The sequence below is a fragment of the Pedobacter frigiditerrae genome (genome assembly GCF_032678705.1).
Lineage (GTDB): Bacteria > Bacteroidota > Bacteroidia > Sphingobacteriales > Sphingobacteriaceae > Pedobacter > Pedobacter frigiditerrae_A.
The window spans coordinates 73752-98059 of record NZ_JAVTSS010000001.1; the positions used below are offsets into that span (position 1 = coordinate 73752).

The 24308-nt window shown below is 35.0% G+C and carries 16 protein-coding genes; 13 read left to right on the plus strand and 3 right to left on the minus strand.

The window, feature by feature from the left end:
* Positions 1-18: 18 nt before the first annotated feature.
* Both R2Q59_RS00330 and R2Q59_RS00335 read right to left on the minus strand, forming a co-directional pair.
* On the minus strand, positions 19-2412 hold the full coding sequence (locus R2Q59_RS00330) for a hypothetical protein (protein WP_316782565.1): 2394 nt from the start codon (positions 2410-2412) through the stop codon (positions 19-21).
* Positions 2413-2700: 288 nt separating this feature from the next.
* Complete coding sequence (locus R2Q59_RS00335) at positions 2701-5634, minus strand: M16 family metallopeptidase (protein WP_316782568.1); 2934 nt, start codon at positions 5632-5634, stop codon at positions 2701-2703.
* Positions 5635-5785: 151 nt separating this feature from the next.
* Here R2Q59_RS00335 and surE point away from each other — a divergent pair, with 151 nt between their 5' ends.
* From surE to R2Q59_RS00400, 13 genes are all read left to right on the plus strand, one after another.
* Positions 5786-6625, plus strand: coding sequence for a 5'/3'-nucleotidase SurE (gene surE, locus R2Q59_RS00340; protein ID WP_316782571.1), 840 nt, complete (start codon positions 5786-5788; stop codon positions 6623-6625).
* Between the two features lies 1 nt (position 6626).
* Entirely contained in the window at positions 6627-6899 is a 273-nt protein-coding gene (locus R2Q59_RS00345) for a stationary phase survival protein SurE (RefSeq protein WP_316782574.1), read from the plus strand.
* A gap of 101 nt (positions 6900-7000) precedes the next feature.
* Positions 7001-8119 carry a lipid-A-disaccharide synthase gene (gene lpxB, locus R2Q59_RS00350; RefSeq protein WP_316782577.1) on the plus strand — a complete coding sequence of 373 codons (1119 nt, stop codon included), beginning with the start codon at positions 7001-7003 and terminating at the stop codon, positions 8117-8119.
* Between the two features lie 7 nt (positions 8120-8126).
* Positions 8127-9131, plus strand: coding sequence for a LacI family DNA-binding transcriptional regulator (locus R2Q59_RS00355; RefSeq protein WP_316772841.1), 1005 nt, complete (start codon positions 8127-8129; stop codon positions 9129-9131).
* Between the two features lie 23 nt (positions 9132-9154).
* Positions 9155-10252, plus strand: a complete 1098-nt coding sequence (locus tag R2Q59_RS00360) for a formylglycine-generating enzyme family protein (protein ID WP_316772845.1) — start codon at positions 9155-9157, stop codon at positions 10250-10252.
* A 587-nt stretch (positions 10253-10839) separates the two neighbouring features.
* The gene (locus R2Q59_RS00365) at positions 10840-11400 is read left to right on the plus strand and encodes a discoidin domain-containing protein (protein ID WP_316782581.1); all 561 of its coding nucleotides are present in this window, start codon (positions 10840-10842) and stop codon (positions 11398-11400) included.
* A 91-nt stretch (positions 11401-11491) separates the two neighbouring features.
* A complete protein-coding gene (locus R2Q59_RS00370) occupies positions 11492-14695 on the plus strand; it encodes a TonB-dependent receptor (RefSeq protein ID WP_316782584.1) in 3204 nt (1067 codons plus the stop codon).
* 12 nt (positions 14696-14707) lie between these two features.
* Positions 14708-16549, plus strand: coding sequence for a RagB/SusD family nutrient uptake outer membrane protein (locus R2Q59_RS00375; protein WP_316782588.1), 1842 nt, complete (start codon positions 14708-14710; stop codon positions 16547-16549).
* Between the two features lie 66 nt (positions 16550-16615).
* Positions 16616-17590, plus strand: coding sequence for a hypothetical protein (locus R2Q59_RS00380; RefSeq protein ID WP_316782593.1), 975 nt, complete (start codon positions 16616-16618; stop codon positions 17588-17590).
* A gap of 54 nt (positions 17591-17644) precedes the next feature.
* The gene (locus R2Q59_RS00385; RefSeq protein ID WP_316772860.1) at positions 17645-18625 is read left to right on the plus strand and encodes a basic secretory protein-like protein; all 981 of its coding nucleotides are present in this window, start codon (positions 17645-17647) and stop codon (positions 18623-18625) included.
* A 116-nt stretch (positions 18626-18741) separates the two neighbouring features.
* Positions 18742-19677 (plus strand): ROK family protein, encoded by a 936-nt coding sequence (locus R2Q59_RS00390; RefSeq protein WP_316782596.1) that lies wholly within the window; start codon positions 18742-18744, stop codon positions 19675-19677.
* A 17-nt stretch (positions 19678-19694) separates the two neighbouring features.
* Entirely contained in the window at positions 19695-20363 is a 669-nt protein-coding gene (locus R2Q59_RS00395; protein ID WP_316782599.1) for a basic secretory protein-like protein, read from the plus strand.
* A 56-nt stretch (positions 20364-20419) separates the two neighbouring features.
* The gene (locus tag R2Q59_RS00400; protein ID WP_316782602.1) at positions 20420-22714 is read left to right on the plus strand and encodes a GH92 family glycosyl hydrolase; all 2295 of its coding nucleotides are present in this window, start codon (positions 20420-20422) and stop codon (positions 22712-22714) included.
* A gap of 50 nt (positions 22715-22764) precedes the next feature.
* Here R2Q59_RS00400 and R2Q59_RS00405 read toward each other — a convergent pair whose 3' ends face one another.
* Complete coding sequence (locus tag R2Q59_RS00405) at positions 22765-24282, minus strand: ATP-binding protein (RefSeq protein WP_316782604.1); 1518 nt, start codon at positions 24280-24282, stop codon at positions 22765-22767.
* Positions 24283-24308: the final 26 nt, after the last annotated feature.

Sequence of the window (24308 nt, forward strand, 5' to 3'; positions counted from 1 at the left end):
ATTTTTAGCTTAAATTTCTTATTTACTGGGTTTTACCTCGAAAAAATTTTCGCTATACACAACACCTTTATTTGTAACACCTTGAACTATAATTTTAAATTTACCGGTGATATCGCTAGTATAAAAGTTAAGCTCTGTCTCTTTTTTATTGGTTAACATCATTCCATAATTCCAATAGATGGTAGAGAAAAAAGCTGGCTCCTGAGGATCTTTGTAATCATTATGATAGAATTCTTTTGGCTGATGAATCCCGTTAAATTTCAAGAAATTTTCATCTACGCCTAAACCAGCTCTACATTCCTGATAAATCATTGAAATGCCATTTGTCATATATGATCTACCAGCTACTGGTTGTGTATTATCTGCATCACCTGGATGATTTCTACAGTTTAAAATATTATACCGACATACATAATCTCCACAGGCATTACTGCCTGATGCGCCTCTGTAACTTATGCCATTATCTTTTCTGCTTTTTATGACTACTTCTTTTAATCTAATCGCTTTTTCATTACCTTTTAATACTAGCTCGGCATTGTTAACAATAGTAGATGGAAGAACGGGGTTTTCAAAAACCAGCGACTTACTTAGTTTTTCATCCACTGCTAAAAATTGGTCATAGATTTGAATTTTGTAGTCGAACTTATTTTTGTCATTGATAAAAAGAACACTTTTTTTGCCTTGTTCTAAAATAAGTTCATCAACATTGAAATTAAAACTGCCTTTTTCAGAAGTATTTATTAAACGTATTTTATTGTCGCCAAATGCACCAATGGTAACTGGTTTTACTAGGTCTTTTTTAGATTTTGTTATGGAACCCAGCATTTGTAAACTATCTTTCTTAGCGATAATATCACTTGCTGTTGTGGTTTGTAGATCCTGCCAAGTATATTTCCTCCAACCTTTTACCAATAAAACTTGCTCTAAATAGTTTTTATCCTTAAAAGGTGTACCTTTTAAAACAACTGGTAGAGCATTTAATTCGCTTGTTAAATAAGTATAACTTTCTATGTCGTTAATCTTTTTTATTTCTAATCTATTATCCTGAATGCAAGCAATAGAAACTAAACTAATTGTGTCTAAATTTAATTTAAGATTTAAGGTTACTTTTTCTCGTTGATTGTAGATTTGCTTGTCTGTACTTGTGGTTATTTTTTCCTCATTATCGTAGTGAGCAAAAAATATGCGTTCGGCAAGCGGCCTGTTTAGGCTATCTAAAACAGTTAGTGTTACCAATCCTTTTGGCACCTCATCAAGGGGTATTTTTATCATCCTTCTATTTGTTTCCATATCAAAAGGGATGCTTGAAAACATTTGTCGAAAGTTATGTAGAAGGAAATTCAGATTTTTTGTTCCAGTGGTTTTAATAGATAATGATAAGGTGTCTCTAACAATTGCACTTTTTAAATTGAGTACAAACCCTTTTTCTATCGCCTTAGGTAAATAATAAATGCTATCTGCAAGACCAGAATGAATTAGCTTGATGCTATATGTAGATTCCCTTTTTGGTAGTAATAGGAATTTACCAATGCCATAACTACTGGTTTCCACGGTATCTATTACCTCGTTATTTTCATATAAAAAAGCTTTAACCGCTACAGGCATTTTTTGCTGGTCCTTAACTTCCCAACCTATATTTGATGATAAGCCTAACACTAAACTGCCACCTTCTGGATAAAATCCTATCGAAGCTTTATTCTTTTTTAATGGTAGCGCCAAATTTAGGTAGCTACTATCTTTATCATTTTTTAGTTTAACGTATAAATTAGGGTCAGTTAAATTAGATTGTTCGGGTAAACTGATCAGTAATTGACCAGATGGGTCTGTTTTTGTCTTTTTTGAGAGATTACCATATCGATAATTAATTTGAGTTGGCTTTGGTAAAAACCGATTGTCTTTAGTAGTTACAGCTAGTAAAACTTGATGATTCTTGCTATTTTCTTTTGTTGCATCTAATACCTTTAATGAAGCTTTGAAGGCTGGATCTATATTAGTTTTAATGGTAATTGATTGGTAGAAAATAGCACTAGGTAAGCCATTTATGAGTTGGTCGGTGTAGGCAATAAAATGATAATTGCCTGTAAGAATAGAGTCGGGTAAAGTAATGCTGCCAAAAGATAAACCCTTGCCCATTACAAACTTATCTTGAATGATGATAGCGCTATCTAAATCTCTAACTAAACAAACCGACATTATCTGGTGATTGCTAACTTTCGTCGCACCTTCTTTTATGAGATACCCTGTGAAGTAAGCTATTTCGTTATTGGTATAAACGTTTTTATCGAAATGAACAAAAAAATTGCTGGTTGATTTTGCCTTCGCTAACCAGCTCATCTTTTCGGCAATGGTATCTTGCGCTAAAGCAGGCCGTAGGGCAAAGCAAAGAAGAGATAGAATGAGGATGAAGCGCATTTCATAAAGTTAATTGTTGAAGTTGAATTATCAAATCAGAACTTTAGTTTTACTAAATGAGTATTGCGCTATGTATATGGTCGTTGAATGCACAAGCTTTAGTAAAATAAACCCAATGGTAGCGAACACGTAGGGGTTGGCCCCTCCGGCAAACCTCGAAGTAAAGCGAACAGTGGGACTGATTTATCCCATTAATCACAGGTTTTGCTTTACAAAAAAAGCGGCTCCATTTCTGAAACCGCTTAAATTGTATTAAAGTCCTCCCTTTTGGTTAGGATTTAGGTGGGGTTAGTATCCGAATAATTGCTCTAAAGTTAACGTTGTTACTGCACCAAATTTCTGCATATCTTCCATTTTTACTTTTTTATCTGAAGCTACAACTAGATAAGTATAAGGTTTGTTAGCTACTTTTTGAGTATGGAAATCTTTGATGTTTGCAAAGGTAATTGGTTTTAATTCTTTGTATAAATCCATTCTAGAATCGTAATCGTAACCTAATTTTTTATCTGCAAAATACTGGAAGAAAACACCGTCTTTAGTTATTCTGGTGGTTTCAATGTTGTTAATTACATTAGATTTTGCGTTATCAAATGATTTATCACTTTGTGGTAAAACATTCAATAGTTCGTTCATTCCATTAACTGCATCAGTCATTTTATCGGCTTGGCTACCAACATAAGCAATCATGCTGTATTGTTTGTCTGATTTGTCAGGAGAAACATATTGCGCAAAAGTAGAGTAAGCCAAAGCTTTAGATTCTCTAATGGTTTGGAATACAATTGAACCCATACCACCGCCAAAATAACTGTTAAATACTTCGATATTAGCAGCATCTGTTTTGTTGTATAAACCAGTGTTACGCAACCATCTAATTTCAGACTGAACCATTTCGTAATTTGCAAAATACACTTGGTTAGCAGTTTGAGTAGTGTAAGTATAAACTTTAGCTGGTGCTGCTGGAGTAAACTCTTTTGGCATTAAATGAACCTTTTTAAGGTCTGCACTAAAGCTAGCTAAATCTTTAGGTCCGTAATAAGTAACCACATGCTCGTAATTAGTTAAGTTGTGGATTAGAGATATTAAATCCGCAGACTTGATGTTTTTAACCTCATCATTGGTTAATACATTGTTAAAAGGGTTAACGCTTCCGTACTGCGCATATGAAGTTAAGCCATTCATAATTTGGCCTTTGTTTAACTTATTATTCTCACGGCTTTTTAAGATGGTTCCTTTTAAGTTTTCTAAGGCTTTTTCATCAGCTTTTGCGTTAGCTAAAATATGCTCAACTAAGTTAACAGCTTTATCAAAGTTTTCTTGTAAACCGCTAATGCTGATTGTAGTAACTTCAGTGCCAACATTTACGCTATAACTACAAGCAATGTCATAAAATGCTTTACTTAATTCTTCTGCACTGTATTTATCTGTCCCTAAAAATGTTAAGTAGGTTGATGCATAAGGCAATAATTTGTAGTTGTTTGCGCCAATATTTACCCTGTAACTCATTCTAAAAATAGAGTTCTCGCTATTTTTGGTTGTTAATACTTCAGCTAAGCCAACTTTACCAAAAACGATGTCTTTTTTGTAGTCTAAAAATTTAGGTGCGATAGGTTTTACTGGAGCATCGATAATGCTTTTTACAAATGGAGAAGTTAAATTTCCGTTAGCATTGATTGGTGTAATAGCAGGCTTTTCTACTTTAATGGTGTTTTTATCTACGCCTTTATGTTTAAAACCAATAACATAATTGTCTTTAAAAAATGTATTTGCAAAGGCCACTAATTGCGCTTTCGTAATTTTTGAAGAAGCATCAACTTCGCTTAAGTCTTTATCCCATTTTGTTCCTCTATTTAATACGAAACTGGTAGAAAGATTTTCTGCTCTGTTGTTATTGCTATCAAAAGCTTGTAAGAAACTTAGTTTTCTATTCGCAACAATTGCTTTTAAAAGCCCTTCATCAAACTGACCTTTTTTCAATAAATCAATTTGTTCTAACAATAATTTCGATGCTTCTTCTAAGGTTTGTCCAGCTCTTGGTTGTGTACTTAAACTAAATACACCATAATCTTTCATTTGCTGATAATTGGCTCCAGCTCTTAAAGTTTTTTGTTGTTTGTTAAGGTTAATGTCGATTAAACCCGCTTTTCCGTTTAATAAAATCTTTTCGATGATATTCAACATGGCACTTTGCGAAGTATTTTCTGGATAGCCACGGTAGTAAATTTCTACCATTTCTGCAGCTGGTCCATAAACATCAACTTGTTGTATTTTAGTTAATGGTTTTTCTGGAGCAGGGTTATAAAGTGCAACTGGTTTTGCAACCATGTAACTAAAAGCTTTTTCAATCTTTTTAATCATCTCATCTGGATTAAAATCGCCAGTGAAAATTGCCGCCATGTTATTTGGAACGTAGTATTTGTTGTAATAATTTCTTATTTCAACCAATGATGGGTTTTTTAAATGTTCAATTGTTCCAATAGTGGTTTGCTGACCATAATTGTGTGTAGGGAACAATAATTCCATCATTGCCTCATCCAATTTATTTGGGTCGCTATCTAAACCACGATTTTTCTCTTCGTAAACGGCTTCTAACTCTGTATGGAATATACGGAAAATAGGTTTGCGGAAACGCTCACCTTGTAATGCCAAAAATTTATCAACTGAGTTAGATGGAAAATCTTCGTTATAAACAGTTTCTTCATACCAAGTGTGGGCATTTGATGAATTACCACCAATTCCAGCAATCATTTTATCATACTCATTAGCAATTGAGAAATTTGATGCTTCCCCAGATGTTTTATCTATTTCTTTGTAGATTTCTTTACGCTGTGCTGGGTCTGTAGTTTTGTTGTACTTTTCGTAAAGTGCATCAATTTTATCTAAAAGCGGTTTCTCTTTCGCCCAATTAGCGGTTCCGAATTTATCAGTTCCCTTAAATAAAAGGTGCTCTAAATAGTGAGCTAAACCTGTTGCGTTTTTTGGGTCGGTGTTGCTACCTGCTCTTACACTCATGCGGAACTGGATGTTTGGCTCTTTTGTATTAGGCGAAAGAATAACCGTTAATCCGTTTTTTAAAGTGTAAAAACGCGTTTTTGATGGGTCGTTAGTTACATATTTATAAGTGTAACCACCAGCAGTTGCGGTTTTCCACTGAAAAGCAGATTGCGCCATTAAATTTGTACCTGCCATTAATAAGCAGACAAATAATAAAAGTTTTAATTTCATTCTATAAGTTTTAGATTGACGAGGCTATCTAGCGATAAATATGCTTGAGATAGTTTCTTTAATAATAAGTTATCTCAAATATAAGTGGATACAAAGCAGTTTCCTAAAAAATGAGCGAAAATTATAATATCTATCTCGTATTTTTACGCTTATGAACAAGGATGCCAAAAAACCAACAATTTTAGTTGTTAATGATGATGGAATAACTGCACTAGGAATTAAGAATTTAATTGAAGTGATGCAGGAAATTGGAAGGGTAGTGGTTGTTGCTCCAGATGGGCCGCAATCTGGAATGGGACACGCCATCACCATTGGTAAACCTTTGCGTTTTGATAAAGTTGATTTATACCCAGGTGTAGAGATGTACAAATGCTCTGGTACGCCAGTAGATTGCGTTAAACTAGCCGTTAACAAAGTTTTTAAAGGCAAAAAACCAGATTTATGTGTGTCTGGAATTAATCACGGTTTAAACAATTCCATCAATGTTATTTATTCTGGAACCATGTCTGCTGCGGTAGAAGGCGCCATAGAGAAAATCCCGTCAATAGGTTTTTCTTTGGATGATTTTGCGCAAGATGCGGACTTTAGCCATTGCAAAGAGTTCATAAAAATCATCGCCTTGCAAGTTCTTGCTAATGGTTTGCCAGAGGCGACATTATTGAACGTAAACTTCCCAAAAGGTGCTGATTTAAAAGGAATAAAAATTTGTCGACAAGCGAATGCTAAATGGGCAGAAGAATTTGATGAAAGAATTGACCCTTATAAACGTCCCTATTATTGGCTAACTGGAGTTTTTGAGAACTATGATAAGGGTGAAGATACCGATGTTTGGGCTTTAGATCATGGGTATGTTTCTGTCGTTCCAGTTCAGTTTGATTTAACTGCTCACCACGCCATTCCGATTTTAAATGGATGGGATTTTGGTAAGGAGGAAAGTTCAAAAACTACAATCCATAAAACTGCTGGTCCTGATGGTAACGGTTTAGGCTAAGATGATAGAGAGAGTTAAAGCAATAAAAAACACAGTGTGGAGCGGTGTAGGCATAGGATTTATTGTCCCACTGATTCCTGGTGCTTTGGTTTGGCTTTTAATGCATCAATTTGTTGCGTTAAAAAAAGCAGATTTATTGTTAATTGGCTGCATTGCCTTAAACGCATTATTAATGAATTACTTTTTTAAGCAGAATAAAGATAACATTGCTAGAGGCATCATCAGCGTTACGTTTTTATGGGCATTTGCCTTTTTCTTTTACAAAGTCCTTTAGATTATGGAAAATGTAAGATGTAAAATGGCAGATGGTTGGATGCACAACGTTTCATATTTGTCCATTTTCAATTTTACCTTTTCCCTTTTACATTTATAAATATGAAGTACTATTTAGTTGCAGGAGAAGCATCAGGAGATTTGCACGGTGCCAATTTAATGAAAGCATTAAAAGCTGAAGACGTGAATGCAAATTTCAGGTATTTTGGTGGCGATAAAATGCAAGCAGAAGGTGGCGAGTTGGTAAAACATTATGCCGAGATGGCTTTTATGGGCTTTACAGAAGTGATTTTAAATCTAAGAACCATCTTTAAAAATCTAAAAGCTTGCAAAGCCGATATTTTAGCTCATCAACCAGATGTTTTAATTCTAATCGATTTCCCTGGATTTAACCTAAAAATTGCTGAATTCACCAAACAAAACAATATTAAAGTTTGCTATTATATCTCTCCAAAAATTTGGGCTTGGAACCAGAAACGCGTGTTAAAAATTAAGAGAGATATTGACCAGATGTTTTGCATCTTGCCATTTGAAGTAGATTTCTACAAAAAATGGGGAATGGACGTTCACTATGTAGGTAATCCATTATTAGATGAAAAAGCCCAATTTACTCCAGATTCGAGATTTAGGGAAGACCAAGGTTTAACTGATCAAAAAATTATTGCTTTATTGCCAGGGAGTAGAAAACAAGAAATTGAAAGACTACTGCCAGATATGTTGAGCGTAACTGAAAATTTCCCAGATTATCAATTTGTTATTGCTGCGGCACCAACTTTTAAAGAAGATTACTACAACCAGTTTATAGGGAATAAAAAAGTGAAATTGGTGTTTTCACAAACCTATAATTTGCTGCATCATGCTCACGCTGCATTAGTTGCATCTGGAACGGCTACGCTTGAAACAGCCCTTTTTAAAATTCCTCAAGTTGTATTATACCGTGGTGGTGCAATTTCTGTTAGCATTGCCAGATTAGTTGTTAAGATTAGGTTTATCTCATTGGTAAACTTAATTATGGATAGAAAAGTAGTTGATGAATTGATACAGGAAGACTGTAATACAAACAAAATTATTTCAATATTAAGCCCGATTTTGGAAGGAAATGTTAGAACTAAAATGCTGGCGGATTATAATGAATTAGGCGATAAAATGGGGACAGCAGGAGCATCTGAGAGAACAGCAAAACTTATAGTTAATTTTTTAACTTTACCATTAACGAATTAACCAAAATATGAAAGCGCTTTCCATAAAAGACATTGCATTAAAAGCAAACGTATCTATAACAACAGTTTCTTTTATCATTAACGGCAAGGCTAAGGAGAAATCTATTAGCGAAGCTGTTATTAAGAAAGTACAGCAAATAATAATAGATAGTGGCTATAAGCCAAATCAGATTGCTCGTAGTTTGCGTACGGGCAATTCTAATATTATTGGGTTAATTATAGAAGATATTTCCAATTCTTTTTTCTCTCGAATAGCTAGATTAATTGAAGATAAAGCTTATAAAAAAGGTTATAAGATTATTTATTCTAGTACCGAAAACAGTGTTGAGAAAGCACAAGAGCTAATTAATCTTTTCAAATCTCGAAAGGTTGATGCTTATATCATCTCTCCAATGAAAGGAATTGAGGAAGATATTCAAATCCTTTTAAACGAAAATAAGCCAGTAATTTTTTTCGATAGAAATTTGCCAGAGCTTAATACAAATTATGTAGGCGCTAATCACTTTGTGGCATCATACCAAGCCATAGAAAGTTTTATTAAACAAGGTAAGAAGAAGATTGCCTTAGTTACAACAAACATAGATGTTCAACAGATTATTGAACGTTTTGAAGGTTATAAAAAGGCATTAATAGATTACGCTTTGCCTTTTGATGAAGAGTTGGTATTAAGAATTCCTTTTAACCAACCTGAGGTAGATACGATTGCATCAATCAAGCAGTTGCTAAAAAATAAAGAAATAGACGCCATACTTTTTGCTACAAATTATTTGGCCTTAAGTGGACTAAGGGTTTTAAAGCAGACTGGTAAAAAGCTAGATGAGGATTTTGCCGTAATAGGTTATGATGACCATGAAGCTTTTGAATTACATACACCAAGTATTTCAACCATTCAACAACCGTTGGAAGAAATTGCAGAAACGATTATCAAGTTAATTTTGAACCAACTTTCGTCAAAAACAAAACTTCCGGACCAACAAATTATTATTCCTGCAAAATTAATTTTGCGTAATTAACGTTAGCATAATAATATTTGCAAATGCCAGTGGATAATCGAATACTACTCACTTTAATTACATTCCTATTTTTTTCTTCCTGCATTAGCGAAGAGAAGAAAGTAGCTAAAAAAGACTCGGCTTCTTGCGAAAGCAATTTGCCCAATCGCTTTGGTGTTGGTTTAGATACTACTAAAATTGCAAAAGGAAAAGTTAACCATGATAATATGGTATTTATCCCAGCAGGAGAATTTTTAATGGGGGCAAATGATAAAGAAGGCAGAGAAGATGAATATCCACAACACCCAGTTAAGTTAAATTCGTTTTGGATGGATGTAACTGAAGTTACAAACGCCAGTTTTGCCAAATTTGTAAAAGCAACAGGCTATGTTACAACTGCAGAACGTAAACCAGATTGGGAAGAAATGAAAAAACAATTGCCAGCTGGTACGCCTAAACCGCCAGATAGCGTGTTTGTTGCTGCATCCTTGGTTTTTTCTGCGCCAAAACAAATAACGAATTTAAATGATGCTTCGCAATGGTGGGTTTGGAAGAAAGGAGCAGATTGGAAACATCCTCACGGACCAAATAGCAATATTATTGGAAAAGATAGCTACCCAGTTGTCCATATCTCATGGGATGATGCAATCGCTTATTGCCAATGGGCCGGAAAGAGACTGCCAACCGAAGCAGAGTGGGAATATGCAAGTAGGGGTGGTTTAAAAAATTCGTTATACCCATGGGGGAATGAAGATATTGAAAAAGGTAAAATTAAGGCTAATACTTGGCAAGGGAATTTTCCTATAAAAAATACAAATTGGGATAAATTTAATGGACTTGCGCCAATTAAAAAATTTGCACCAAATGGTTATGGTTTACATGATATGGCAGGTAATGTTTGGGAGTGGTGTAGCGATTGGTACAGACCAGATTATTATACAACTGAAAAACAAACAAACCCACAAGGACCAGCAGATAGCTACGACCCAATGGAGCCAACAATTCCAAAAAGAGTGGTTAGAGGTGGCTCTTTTATGTGCAATGCTTCCTATTGCAAGGGATATCGTGTTACCTCGCGTATGAAAACCTCTACAGATACCAGTTTAGAACATACTGGTTTTAGATGCGTGAGTTCAGATTAATTTTTAGGAAGAAAAATGCCTGTCACACTATTGTAAAAGCACAATCTTTTAATTGTAACACCAAAATTACACAAACGTTTGATAACGACATAAAATATTTTAATTAATATTGAGTTACTAAAACGTTTTAGTTTTTTGGAGCTGTTTTATAATTGTTATAAGCAATAGCAATTATTAATCCCTATCAATTTAAATTTTATCAGTGCATAATGAAAACAAATTCACTGGTCATTTTTACTAAATCGTTTTAGTTTTAATAAAGAATAACCAAAATACTTGTATGAAAATGCCGCTAATAATATGGGTATAGGATATCAATATTCAATGGTGTTTGAAGAATTTTTTGAGTAAGAACTAACCTTTATATCAATAAAAAATATAATAACTCAAATAAAAAAAACGTAAACCAAAAACTAAAACGACTATGACTAAAAAATTTACTAGGCTCATTAAGTTAAAGCTAATGATAGGAAAGAGCGCAATTAGAATTAGTGCCCTGCTAAAAGCTATGGGTTTCGCAATAGGCGTATCCGACAATGTTAAGCAACAAAGTTTAAACAACCTAATCTATATAAACTATTAAAATTATGACTTTTTTAAAAATTGCTAAAGGAGCTGTTGGGCTGTGTGCCTCAATAGTTTTACTTACTGGATGTCTCAAGGAAGATTATCCAAGCACAGAATTATTTACCTGGAAAGCCAAGGTAGATGTGACAGACAAAGCCGCACTAACGGTCAACTTTGAATATTCAGGTGGTGCTTCTGGTGCAGAAGGCTCTACTAAGTTAATAGATAATAATTATACTACTAAATATCTAATTAATCCTTATCAAAGCACTATGTACATGCAGTTGGCTTTTCCTCAAGCTCAGCAAGTTGCCTCATATACATTAACATCTGGGGATGATGCTCCGGGAAGGGATCCAAAAAATTGGAAATTAAGCGGTTCTACCGATGGAACTACCTGGGTCGATTTAGACACTAAAACAGGTGAGGTTTTCTCAGGAAGAAGATTGACAAGGACATTTAGTTTCAAAAACTTAGTGGCATATAAGTTCTATCGCCTCAGCATTACCGCTAATGCTGGTGATTCATTATTTCAATTAACAGAATGGAGATTGATAGAAGTGCCTGCAGAATTACAATAATATAAATGTTTTTCATTGATGGCAATATGTGATTGACATTTAATCAATCTTAAAAACAAACCAAAACCTAATTATTTAACAAAAACTAATTATGACAAAAAAAGATACATATTTAACCAAGCCTATGCTCAGGTTTAAAAATTGTGGACTTATTGCTATGGCTTTAACGCTTGTGGCATGTGCCGGTTTTTATTCTTCAGCTATGGCTAGTTCTATTAACTTGAACAAGGTTAATTCAATTAAAAAATCACAAGTAGATATTGTGATCCGAGGCATTGTTAAAGACTCTACAGGTGCTCCTCTGCCTGGTGCGGGTATTAAAGTTAAAGGCCTTTCTGTAAGTGCAGCTACAGATGTAAATGGTGCTTTTACTATCACTGTTCCTAACCAGAATTCGATACTAATAGTAACTTATGTTGGGTATGATACACAAGAGGTACAGGTTGGTAGTAAAACAGCTTTAGAAATTGTATTGAAAGAAACAGTTGGGTCTAAATTACAGGAAGTAGCGATAGTTGGATTTGGTACTCAGAAAAAGGAAAGTTTAGTGGGTGCGCAATCGTCGATAAACGCTGCCGAACTTAAACAGCCAGTTTCGAGCATGAGCCAGTTATTGGCTGGTCGTATACCTGGAGTAGTAAATGTTACCAGAAATGGCGAACCAGGTGCTACAGGTTCTGATATCTTTATCCGTGGTATATCTTCTTTAACTGGTGGAGATAGAGGTCCGTTGGTTATTATCGATGGTGTACCTAATCGTAACTTAAATGAGATTAGCGTTTATGATGTAGAAAACTTTACTGTTCTTAAAGATGCTGCTGCTACTGCAGTTTACGGTATCCGTGGTGCAAATGGTGTAATTTTAATTAACACCAAGCAGGGTAAAATAGGAACGCCAAAAATCAATGTTGACTATTATGAAGGTGTTACTAGATTTACTAAAAGGCCAACGCTAATTGATGGAGTTGATTACATGAACTTGGCCAATGAAGCGAAATATAACGACTATATCAGAGGTGGGGCAGCAGGTGCTTTTAATCCAGCGTATCCAATAGATGCGGTTCAAAAAACTGCTGCAGGTACAGATCCTGTCTTGTATCCAAACATAAATTGGTTTGATGCAATTTACAATGAGATCGGTAGAAATAGATCAGCAACCGCTAATCTATCAGGTGGTGTTAGTAATGCAAAATACTATGTTTCATTGGGTTATTATGGCGAAGATGGCTTGTTTAAAACAGACGAAGCAGTAAACTCTGCTGTCAAACAAAACTTTAGCCGTTACAATGTGAGTGCGAATTTAAATTGGGACATCACAGGAACCACTAAGATGGATTTGGGCATTAAGGGTATATTAGGCCAAACCAATTATCCAAGTCAATATAATGCGCAAGATATTTTTTCTCAAGCATTTCAAATCAATCCAACTTCTTTCCCGATTTTATATCCAAATGGTAGTCTGCCAGGCATTAGTCCACAGGCAGATCAAAGAAATCCTTATGGAGATATCACTAGAAATGGGTACAGAATTGGTTATAGTAATACCCTATATTCTAACCTTCGATTAACGCAAGATTTAAAAGCAGTAACTCCTGGCTTATCTATTACTTCAATGTTCTCTTTTGATGTTAACAACTCAAATTCAATATCTAGAACAAAAAGAGAGAGCTTATTCAGGATTAATCCTACTGATCCATACATCACGGCTGGAAATCCAGCATCTGGCTATAAATATGCTTTAGTTTTACAAGGTCAAGACTTTTTAAATTATAGTATCGGCAATGGTGGCGACAAAAAAATGTATTTAGAAGCTGCCGTTAACTATAACCGTGTTTTTGGGAAACATGCAGTTAGTGGATTGTTACTTTATAATCAGAATGACAACACCACGCCATTTGCTGGTAATTTAACACTTTCTATTCCTTACAGGTTGCAAGGTGTTGCAAGTAGAGCAACCTATGCCTACGACAATAAATACTTTTTCGAATTTAACGTAGGTTATAATGGTTCAGAGAACTTTGCACCAGATAAACGTTATGGTTTTTTTCCAGCTATAGGTATTGGGTGGTTATTATCGAATGAGAAATTCTTCGAGAAATTTAAAAATACTTTCCAAATGGTTAAATTCCGTTATTCTGATGGTATTGTTGGTAGTGGAGGCAGCGGAGGTGGATATGCAGGTGCAGAAGGAGATCGTTTTTATTACCTTACTAAAGTTGGTGATGCAAGTGGTTATACCTTTGGACAGAACGGAAATATCTCGCCTGCCGGATTGGGAGTTACTGCTTACGGAGTAGATGTAACATGGGCTGAAACTCGTAAACAGGATTTAGGCTTTGAGTTAAAAGCTTTGAACAGCAACCTTTCTTTAATTGTAGATTTATTTAAAGAGAGAAGAAAAAATCAATTCATTAGTAGAGGTGTAGTGCCAAATTATATTGGTTTAGCTAACACTCCAATCGGAAACTTAGGTATCGTTGAAAATAAAGGTATTGATGGTACAATCCAATATGATGCAAAATTGAGTACAGATTGGTCTTTAAATTTACGTGCTAATGTTACTTTTAATAAGGATAAAGTTATCGAAAATGACCAAGCGCCTAAAGCATTTCCTTGGATGGAGCAAAGAGGATTAAACGTCTTAGCTTCTACACGTTTTGGCCTAATTGCAGAAAAGCTATTTGAAAGCCAAGCAGAGATTAATGCAAGTCCGACACAGTTTGGCACTTTAATGCCAGGGGATATAAAATATAAAGATTTGAATGGTGATGGTAAAATCGACGCTTTTGATGAGACAAACATTGGAAGAGGAGATATTGCAAGTACTACTTATGGTGCAGGTTTTTCATTGACTTATAAAAATTTCGATTTTGGTATGTTTTTCCAAGGTCAAGATAATGCAGATGTTATGTTGAACATCCCATCTTTTGCAGCTTCTGGAGGCCTAGGTAACATGTTGGCCGTAGCTACAGATCGTTGGACGGTTGCTAATCCTAGTCAAGATGCAGTTTATCCACGTTTATCTTATGGTGGAACAAATAATAATAACTACAGATCAAGTACTTGGTGGCTTCGTGACATTAGTTTTTTAAGGTTAAAAAATGCAGACATTGGTTTTACACTTAAGGAAGGCATAAAATCTATTGGCGTAAAACGTTTGAGGATTTATGCAATGGGTTACAATTTACTCACGTTCAGTAAATTCAAACTTTGGGATCCTGAATTGGGAACAAATAATGGTACCAGATATCCATTAACCTCAAATTACTCTTTAGGTTTAACTGCTAATTTTTAAAATTTTAAAAAGATGAAAAAAACATTAATATATACAGTTGCAGCATTGCTGACAATTAGCAATTACAGCTGTAAGAAATATTTGGATCAAGTGCCTGATGATAGGCTTACTTTTGAACAAGTTTACGAAAGAAAAGCCACTGTAGAAAGGGCATTGTCAAACGTATATGCTAATTTACCTGATCAGAACAACGATAGGTTTCCAAGTCAACAAGGTAATGTTGGCCCATGGACTGCCGCATCTGATGAGGCAGATTATACACTACCTAATTTCAGTGAAAATGTAAATTCAGGTGCTTGGGATGCAACTAGAGGAGAAGTAAATTACCATTGGCAAAATTACTATCGTGGTATTCAGGCTGCAAGTACCTTTATGGCGAATGTGTCTAGATGTACAGATTGTAACATTAGTGGTGTAGATATTACTAATCGTTACTTAAACGAAGCTAGGGCAGTAAGAGCAATTTATTACTACCATTTAGTAAGGATGTTTGGTCCGGTTGTATTATTGGGTAATGACCCAATTGCATCAGACGCTCCACTAGAAGCAATCAGCAAACCACGTAATTCTATGGATGAGTGTATTGATTACATTGTAAGTGAATTAGATGCAACTGTTGCTGGCTTACCAGCAATTCCACAAGCAACCGAGGATTACGGACACATTACAGGGTCTGTGGCTGAAGCTTATAAAATTAAAGCTTTGCTAACGGCTGCACGTCCATTATTCAATGGCAATACGGACTATGCATTGCTGAAAAATAAAGATGGGAAACAATTGATTAGCCAAACATTTAGTGCGGCGAAATGGACGAAATTGGCTACTGCTGCTAAATCTTTCTTAAATAATCCTAATTATTCTGGCTATGCTTTATATACCGTATCTTCTGTGCCAACAACCACTCCAGCAACACCAAATACTACTTTCAATAGGGCTTTTGTAGCTACAAGAGACGTTTTCTTAAACGGTTGGAATTCTGAAATTATTTTTGGTAGAGGTGGTGGTGCTGGAAGTTATCAGTATTCTGTAACACCTAATCACCTTGGTGCGCCAGATACTGATAAGGGAGGTTCTTTCTTATCAGTTTCCCAACAAATGGTAGATGCTTTTTTTACTGTAAACGGTTTGCCTATTCAAGAAGATCCTACATATTCTTCTTCAGGAACATCAAGTTATCAAGCGCCAGATGGAAACGATCAAGGTTCACCTAGGGTAATTAGTAATATGTATGTTAATCGTGAACCTCGTTTTTATGCAAGCATTACTTACAGTGGACGTAGATGGATCAATCCTCAATCAACCATCATTACTAGCTTTGAATTTAACGGTAATGCAGGTAAAGGAAATATTTCTAATAATGATTACACCAAAACTGGTTATACAGCTAGAAAGCATCAAATTGTTGCAGGTAGAAATACTGGAAGACCAATTTTTACAGTAATTAGATTAGCTGAGATCTACCTAGATTATATTGAAGCCTTGCAAGAAAGTAATCCTTCAGATCCTGATATTTTAATCTACTTGAATAGAATTCGTACAAGAGCAGGTATACCAACTTATGGTAGTGGCGTGGGCACAATTCCTATTCCTTCAGATATGAGAGAAGCTATTCGCAAAGAAAGAAGAGTGGAGTTGGCTTTCGAAATGGATCGTTATTTCTATACAAGAGAATGGAAAATTGCAGAAACTACCGATACGCAAATAAGAGGGTTAAATATTACTCAAAATGGATCAGGTTTCTTTACTCCAGTAGTGATAGAAAATAGAGTATTCCAAAAGAAACATTATTTGTGGCCTATCCCTAATGAAGAAGTACAAAAAGTGCCTTTGCTTGTACAAAATACAGGTTGGTAAATAAATAATATAGCACCGTGTAATATTTATACACGGTGCTTACCCTTATTTTTTAATTTAAACTTTATGAAAAATAATCTTTTATCATCAGGGTTGGCTATTGCTATTTTAATGATTTCTTGTAATGCCAAAAAGCAAAACTTGAATGTTGTTAAACCTATTCCGCCTGTAGTAGAAATAGTTGATCCTCCTGGGGCGCCGCCAAAACAGTGGAAGGAACATTGGTTTGAACATGTTCAGTTACTAAACCGAGTTTTATACAACGGTAGTGTAGTTGTATATTATGATGATGCAGTAAGTAGATCTATTACCTGGCCAAGTACTTACATGGCAGAGGCATGGGAGTATACTAAAAAAACGTACGGCCAATTTGGTTCAGACCCTAAGTTATATGTAATCTACCACACTGGTAAATATGGTGGTGGTCACCCATCTACTTATATGGATGCAGGTCACGATTTTCGTAATGTTACCGACTGTGGCAAAAACGAAAGTAATGCATGGTCTACCGGCACTGGAAATGACATCGATTTATCAACACATGAAATTGGCCACATTGTAGAAGGTGCTGCAAAGGGTGTTCACGGTTCTCCTGCTTTTGATATTTGGCATGATAGCAAATGGATGGAAATTTACCAATATGATGTGTATTTAGGTTTAAATCGTACTGATGATGCAACACGTTGGTTTGCTATGATGAATGCTGGAACAGATTCTTATCCAAGAGCAAATACACATTGGTTTAAAGATTGGTTTTACCCAATTTATAATGGTTATGGAAAATCAGCAGTGCTGAATAAATTTTTCACACTATTGGCAGAACACTTTCCAAAAACAACTTTTAACAATGGGGTAACAACCTATCCAGAATACAGCAGGAAAATGAATTTTGGAGAGTTTGTTCATTTCTGGAGCGGTGCAGCGGGCACAGATTTAAAGACACTTGCATTAAACGCTTTCGGCAATAAAGATGAAAAAGGAAATGATTGGACAGTTCAGTTAACAACTGCAAAATCTACCTTTTCTAGTATCACATATTAAGAATAATTAAAAGATGTAAGGTTAACATCTTTAACACAAAACACACACACACAAATGTTTAAAAAAATTAGCACCATCATTTTGCTTTCGGTATTTGCACAATTCTCATTTGCACAAAGAAACCAAGGTTTTAAGTTAACCATACTAGATCCCAATAACAAAGTTGATGATCAACAAAAGACAAAAATAACAGAGGCATTCAATGTTGTTTATCCTGAGTTTGCCAGAGCAGATGGTTACAGAACTAAAAGAGATGTAACATTAGAAATTTCTGATGTTCTGGTAGAAAGCTTAACAGCACAAGCTGGTAAAATCGTCGTAAATAGCAATTGGTTCTTGAAAAACAGTTCAAAATTTGAAAAAGAATTAAGAGTTAAGTTTGCAAAAAATTGGGTCTCTTCAGATACTATAAAAAAGAAAGGCTATCAATTGGTTTTTATCAGCAAAGACCCAAATTTAGATCAAAATGTTAAGAAGAATTTAATTGATACTTATTTTAAAGTATATCCAAAATTGGTGAAAACGTTCAATAAGAACTCTACTAAAGAAGTACTCTTTGTAGTAGACACAGCTTATAAAGCTGTAGCGGAAGCCAGTGGAGGCCGTATATTGTTTAGTGCTGGTTACATGAAAGCACACCCAACAGACATTGATGTAGTAACCCATGAAACCATGCACATTGCACAAGGCTATGGCTATAGCGCTGGGCCTGTTTGGTTAACAGAAGGCATAGCTGATTATGTGAGGTATAAGTATGGGGTTGACAATATTGGTTCTAAATGGAGTTTGCCTAATTATAACGAAAAGCAAAATTATACAAATAGTTATCGCATAACTGCTCGTTTTTTTGTTTGGTTAGAAAAAAACATTAAACCAGGCCTTATATCTACATTAGATACCCAATTAAGAGCACATCAGTATAATGAGCAATCTTGGCTAACATTAACTGGTAAAACATTGCCTGAACTTTGGGCCGCCTATGCAAAAAATCCAACTGTTGATTTAACATATAGTGGTAAGGAAATATCTAAATGATTACATATAAAGTTGAAGAGATTGTAAAAATGATAATGGAATCAATAAATAAAGTTCCTTTTTTTATGAGGTAAATCGATTTAACAATACCTTTATTAAAAAATATACCATTTAGAATGAGTGCTGCTCGGGATTTAATGAAAGAAGATAATAGTACAATGAAGTTTACACCATTAATATTAGGTGTAGACATAGGAGGGTCTCATATCACTACAGGAATAGTAGATATAGAAAAAAAAGGGTTGATTCCTAAATCAATCAAAAGAAAGCACATAGACTCAAGTGGATCAGCAGAAAACATTTTAAAAGGTTGGACAGAAATAATTAATGAATCTTTTGAGTGTTGCGAAGGCGAAATAAAAAGAATTGGAATTGCAATGCCTGGCCCATTTGATTATGAAAATGGAATTTCACTGATAAAAGATCAAGATAAATTCAAGTCTTTATACCAGTTAAATATCAAGCATGAATTGGCTCAACGTTTAAATATCCAGGCATCTGATATTAAGTTTATGAATGACGCTGCTGCTTTTATGCAAGGTGAAGTTTTTTGTGGTGCGGCTCAAGGATATGACAAGGCATTAGGTTTAACATTAGGAACTGGGCTTGGTTCGGCAGTAGTTGTTAATGGACAATCAACAGATGCAGAACTATGGAATTCGAAATTTTTAAATGGTATAGCCGAAGATTATTTTTCTACAAGGTGGTTTGTAAACAAGTATAAAAGTTTAACAGGTATAGAGTTAGCTGGTGTTAAAGAATTGGCCGATGTTGTAAAAACTGATTTACATGCCATGCAAGTATTTAATGAGTTTGGCCGTGGATTGGGACATTTCTTAGCTGATATTATTAAAGAAACAAAATCCGAAGTTGTTATTTTGGGTGGTAATATTTCTCAAGCCTTCAATTTATTTGCTCCTCATTTAATAGAAAATTTGAAAGCCCTTCATCTTCATACCGAAATTAAAATTACTGAACTAAATGAACATGCTGCTTTAATTGGCGCAGCAAGTTCTTGGGATTTAACAGTCAACAAAACCGAAAAAGTATAAATAAAACTAAACAACCAATGAACAAAATTCTTCCAATTATTCTAGCGTTTGCTTTTGGTCTCAGCTTTGCTAAAGCTCAAGAAACCGAAACTTTTAAAGAAAAAGGTTATACGTTAATCTTTAAAAACAATTATAAAAACTTCGACCCAGCTTTTAAAGCGAGAATGGTAAAAACCTTCTTTAAGGTTTATCCAGAACTTGCTAATGATTTTAATAAAAACACGGCAAAAGAAGTTGTCTTTCATGTAGATACTGCCTATACTGCAGTTGCTGCAACTGGTGGTGGCAGGATTGTTTACAATCCACAATGGTTTGTGAAAAATCCAGGGGATATTGATGTGGTAACACACGAGGTAATGCATGTGGTGCAGAGCTACGGCGGAGGAAGCGGGCCAGGTTGGTTAACAGAAGGCATTGCAGATTATGTCCGTTTTAAATATGGCGTAGATAATGCTGGAGCGAAATGGGCTTTGCCAGCTTTTAAACCAGAGCATAGTTATAAGAATGCTTACCGTGTTACTGCTCGTTTTTTAAACTGGTTAGAAACAAATGGTAATAGAGGAATTGTAGTTAAATTAGATAACGCAATGCGAAGTCATACTTATAAGGATACAATTTGGAAAGATTTAACAGGTAAAACTGTGGATGAACTTTGGGCAACTTACGCTGCAAATCCAGGTGTTTAGTAAACCTAACAATTTAACAATAGAACTGAACCAACAATCTTTAACCTCAATAAATAATGATTAAGAAATTATTAACTACCGCTTTAATGTTCGCTGGACTTGGTCTTTCGGCGCAAACTGTAGGTAAAATTACAGATCCTGTGGAGTGGATTAATCCTCTGATGGGCACTCAGTCTAAACCAGACCTTTCTAATGGAAATACTTATCCAGCTATTGCTGTGCCTTGGGGAATGAATTTTTGGACACCGCAAACAGGAAAAATGGGTAATGGTTGGGCGTACCAATACGACCAAGACAAAATTCGTGGTTTTAAACAAACTCACCAACCATCTCCATGGATGAATGATTACGGGCAGTTTGCTATTATGCCGGTAACTGGCAAGTTGAAGTTTAATGAAGACGACAGAGCAAGTTGGTTTTCGCACAAAGCAGAAATTGCCAAACCTTATTATTATAGTGTTTATCTTGCAGATGCAAATGTAACAACAGAGATTACGCCAACAGAAAGAGCGGCGCAATTTCGTTTTACTTATCCTAAAAGCGACAGTTCTTTTGTGGTAGTTGATGCATTGAACAAAGGTTCATACATTAAAATCATTCCAGAAGAGCGTAAAATAATTGGTTATACGGCTAAATACGCCCGTGGACCCTTGCCTGCTAATTTCAAAAACTACTTTGTAATTTATTTTGATAAAGCTTTTACAGTTGCAAAAACTTGGTCTGGTAATAAGTTAAATAATAAAGATTTAGAATTAACTAGCGATCATACCGGTGCAGTTATAGGCTTTAAAACTACCAATGGCGAAAAGGTAAACGTAAAGGTTGCGTCCTCATTCATTAGTTTTGAACAAGCTGAAATCAGTTTAAAAAGAGAATTGGCAAATGATAGTTTCGATGTAACTAAAGCAAAAGCAAAGGCGATTTGGAACAAAACTTTAAGCAGAATTGCTGTAGAAGGTGGTACAGTTGATCAAACCCGTACTTTTTATTCATCATTCTATAGGACTCTTTTCTTTCCTAACAAATTGTATGAAATTGATGCAAATAATAAAATTGTTCACTGGAGTCCGTATAACGGAAAAGTTTTGCCAGGTTACATGTTTGCAGGTACAGGTTTCTGGGATACATTTAGAGCGCTTTATCCATTCTTAAATTTGGTTTATCCTTCAATAAACAAAGAAATGCAAGAAGGATTAATTAACGATTATAAAGAAGGTGGATGGTTGCCAGAATGGAGTAGCCCTGGTTATGCCAATATCATGATTGGTAACAACTCTGCATCTGTAGTTGCAGATGCTTATATAAAAGGTATGCGTGGTTATGATACAGAAACTTTGTGGGAAGCATTAAAACATGGCGCTAATAATGAAGGCCCAATGACAGCTGTTGGACGTGCAGGCGTTAAATATTATAATGAGCTAGGTTATGTACCGAATGATACAAAATTGAATGAAAGTGCTGCTAGAACTTTAGAATACGCATACGATGATTTTGCTATTTACCAGTTTGGTAAGGCTTTGGGTAAACCTGCAAGTGAAATAGATATTTATGCTAAGAGAAGCATGAACTATAAAAACTTGTTTGATCCAGCAACTGGTTTAATGAGAGGTAAAAAAACAGATGGTACATTTTCTGTTCCATTTAGTCCATTTAAATGGGGAGGCGATTTTACTGAAGGAAACAGTTGGCATTATACATGGTCGGTGTTCCAAGATGTAGCAGGTTTAGCAAAGCTGATGGGTGGTAATGCTAAGTTTGTAAATAAGCTAGACTCTGTTTTCTCAATGCCTCCAATTTTTGATGAGAGTGCCTATGGGGGTGTTATTCATGAGATTCGTGAAATGCAAATTGCAAATATGGGTCAGTATGCACACGGTAACCAACCAATACAACACATGATTTATTTATATAATTATGGTGGGGCACCTTGGAAAACACAATATTGGGTAAGAGAAACCATGAACAGAATGTACGCAGCTACACCAGACGGTTATTGCGGAGATGAAGACAATGGTCAAACTTCTGCTTGGTATGTGTTCTCGGCAATGGGATTTTATCCAGTTACCCCAGCAACAGATCAATACGTAATTGGGGCGCCTTTGTTTAAAAAGGTAACTTTAACACTTGAAAATGGGAAAACTGTTGTGATCAATGCACCAGCAAATAGCGAAAGCAACAAGTACATTCAAACTTTGAAAGTTAATGGAGCTAGTTATGATAAAAATTGGTTAAGCCATTCGGCCTTACAAAAAGGTGGTGTTTTAGAATTTGGTATGTCAGCAACTCCAAACAAAACTAGAGGAGTAAGTGAAACAGCTTTTCCTTATTCATTCTCTACTGAGAAGAAATAACGAACATCGTTTAAACAAAAAAGGCTGAATTTAATTCAGCCTTTTTTTGTTTACTTCCTAGATGCAATCTCTTCTAGTTTTCCTCTCAGTTCCTCAGGGTTAAATGGTTTAGAAACAAAATCATTAATTCCAGCCTCGGCTATTTTATTTCTAACATCTAATGCTACAGAAGCAGTTAAAGCAATAATTGGAACCTCAGCTTTATTCTTGTTTTCATCAGCTCTAATGATGGCAGTGGCTTCATATCCATCCATTAAAGGCATATGGATGTCCATTAAAATGAGGTCATAGTTTTTTGCTTTAAAAGCCTCCACTGCTTCAGAACCATTTGCAGCAAAGTCTGGTTTAATATCCCATTTAGCCAGAAGTTTTCTCATCAAAAGAATATTCATTTGATTGTCTTCGGCTACCAATATATTTAAATTGCTAATATCCATTTCATTGTTGTTTTTATAGTCTGTTGTTTCGTTTGTGTTTATCTCTAAATTATGTAACTTATAGTTAATTTCAAATTCAAATGATGTTCCTTCTCCTACCTTGCTTCTAGTGGTGATTTTACTTTGATGTAATTCTAATAAGTTCTTAACAATAGCAAGGCCAAGTCCGGTGCCGCCATATTTGCGTGTTGTGCTGCTAGAAGCTTGAGAAAAAGATTCGAAAATTAATTCTTGCTTATCTTGGGGGATGCCAATACCAGTATCACTAATACGAAAGTACAGTTTTATTTTATCTTCTTCATTTTCTTTAAACGAAACAATTATATACACATTTCCAACTGAAGTGAATTTTAAAGCATTGTCTATTAAGTTTACGAGTATTTGAGTGAGCCTCGTTGGATCTCCAATAACAGCGATATCTTTTAGGTTTTCATCTATTTTTAACGTAAAACTCAAGTTTTTTTCATTTGCTTTAAGCTTAAATCCAGCATAAATACTATTAACTAATTGATAAATTAAAAATGGAGTTTTTTCCATTGTAATTTTCCCTGATTCAATTTTATTAATATCTAAAACATCGTTAATTAATGATAATAAGTTATTAGCTGAAAATTTCAACATACCAAGATTTTCCATTTGGTCTTCTCTGGGATTGTCTAATAATAGCACATCAGTCATGCCAATAACTCCATTTAGTGGAGTTCTTAGCTCATGAGAAATTGTAGATAAAAAATAAGACTTTGCCTTTGTAGATTGTTCTGCGATGATGATAGCTGCTGTTAATTTTTCATTTAGTGATTTTTCTTCTGCTTGTTTTTCATTTAATCTTTTAATAGTGAGGTTAAACGCACTAAAGAAATGATATTGAACATACATGATTAGCAAAAAATTAAAGGAAAAGACCGTAATGAAACCAAAACTATTTGCATCGACTGCACTTACAGTTGTCATTGCATTTCTGCCGAAAAGGGCAAAGTAAGAGAGCATAAATAGTAAGCTAATCAAGGAATAAAAAATTCCCCATTTAGTACCCAATAAATAATAACCCATTATAATCAATAACAACATCCATTGTAGTGAGATTATTTTTACGCCTTGAACATGTATAACTACATTTGACCATATCAACATGGCCAAAATTAAACAAGAGGCATGAG

Coding starts and splice junctions, on each gene's coding strand:
- R2Q59_RS00330 (WP_316782565.1), bottom strand. CDS start 2,412: ATGCGCTTCATCCTCATTCTATCTCTTCTTTGCTTTGCCCTACGGCCT.
- R2Q59_RS00335 (WP_316782568.1), bottom strand. CDS start 5,634: ATGAAATTAAAACTTTTATTATTTGTCTGCTTATTAATGGCAGGTACA.
- surE (WP_316782571.1), top strand. CDS start 5,786: ATGAACAAGGATGCCAAAAAACCAACAATTTTAGTTGTTAATGATGAT.
- R2Q59_RS00345 (WP_316782574.1), top strand. CDS start 6,627: ATGATAGAGAGAGTTAAAGCAATAAAAAACACAGTGTGGAGCGGTGTA.
- lpxB (WP_316782577.1), top strand. CDS start 7,001: ATGAAGTACTATTTAGTTGCAGGAGAAGCATCAGGAGATTTGCACGGT.
- R2Q59_RS00355 (WP_316772841.1), top strand. CDS start 8,127: ATGAAAGCGCTTTCCATAAAAGACATTGCATTAAAAGCAAACGTATCT.
- R2Q59_RS00360 (WP_316772845.1), top strand. CDS start 9,155: ATGCCAGTGGATAATCGAATACTACTCACTTTAATTACATTCCTATTT.
- R2Q59_RS00365 (WP_316782581.1), top strand. CDS start 10,840: ATGACTTTTTTAAAAATTGCTAAAGGAGCTGTTGGGCTGTGTGCCTCA.
- R2Q59_RS00370 (WP_316782584.1), top strand. CDS start 11,492: ATGACAAAAAAAGATACATATTTAACCAAGCCTATGCTCAGGTTTAAA.
- R2Q59_RS00375 (WP_316782588.1), top strand. CDS start 14,708: ATGAAAAAAACATTAATATATACAGTTGCAGCATTGCTGACAATTAGC.
- R2Q59_RS00380 (WP_316782593.1), top strand. CDS start 16,616: ATGAAAAATAATCTTTTATCATCAGGGTTGGCTATTGCTATTTTAATG.
- R2Q59_RS00385 (WP_316772860.1), top strand. CDS start 17,645: ATGTTTAAAAAAATTAGCACCATCATTTTGCTTTCGGTATTTGCACAA.
- R2Q59_RS00390 (WP_316782596.1), top strand. CDS start 18,742: ATGAGTGCTGCTCGGGATTTAATGAAAGAAGATAATAGTACAATGAAG.
- R2Q59_RS00395 (WP_316782599.1), top strand. CDS start 19,695: ATGAACAAAATTCTTCCAATTATTCTAGCGTTTGCTTTTGGTCTCAGC.
- R2Q59_RS00400 (WP_316782602.1), top strand. CDS start 20,420: ATGATTAAGAAATTATTAACTACCGCTTTAATGTTCGCTGGACTTGGT.
- R2Q59_RS00405 (WP_316782604.1), bottom strand. CDS start 24,282: ATGTTGATATGGTCAAATGTAGTTATACATGTTCAAGGCGTAAAAATA.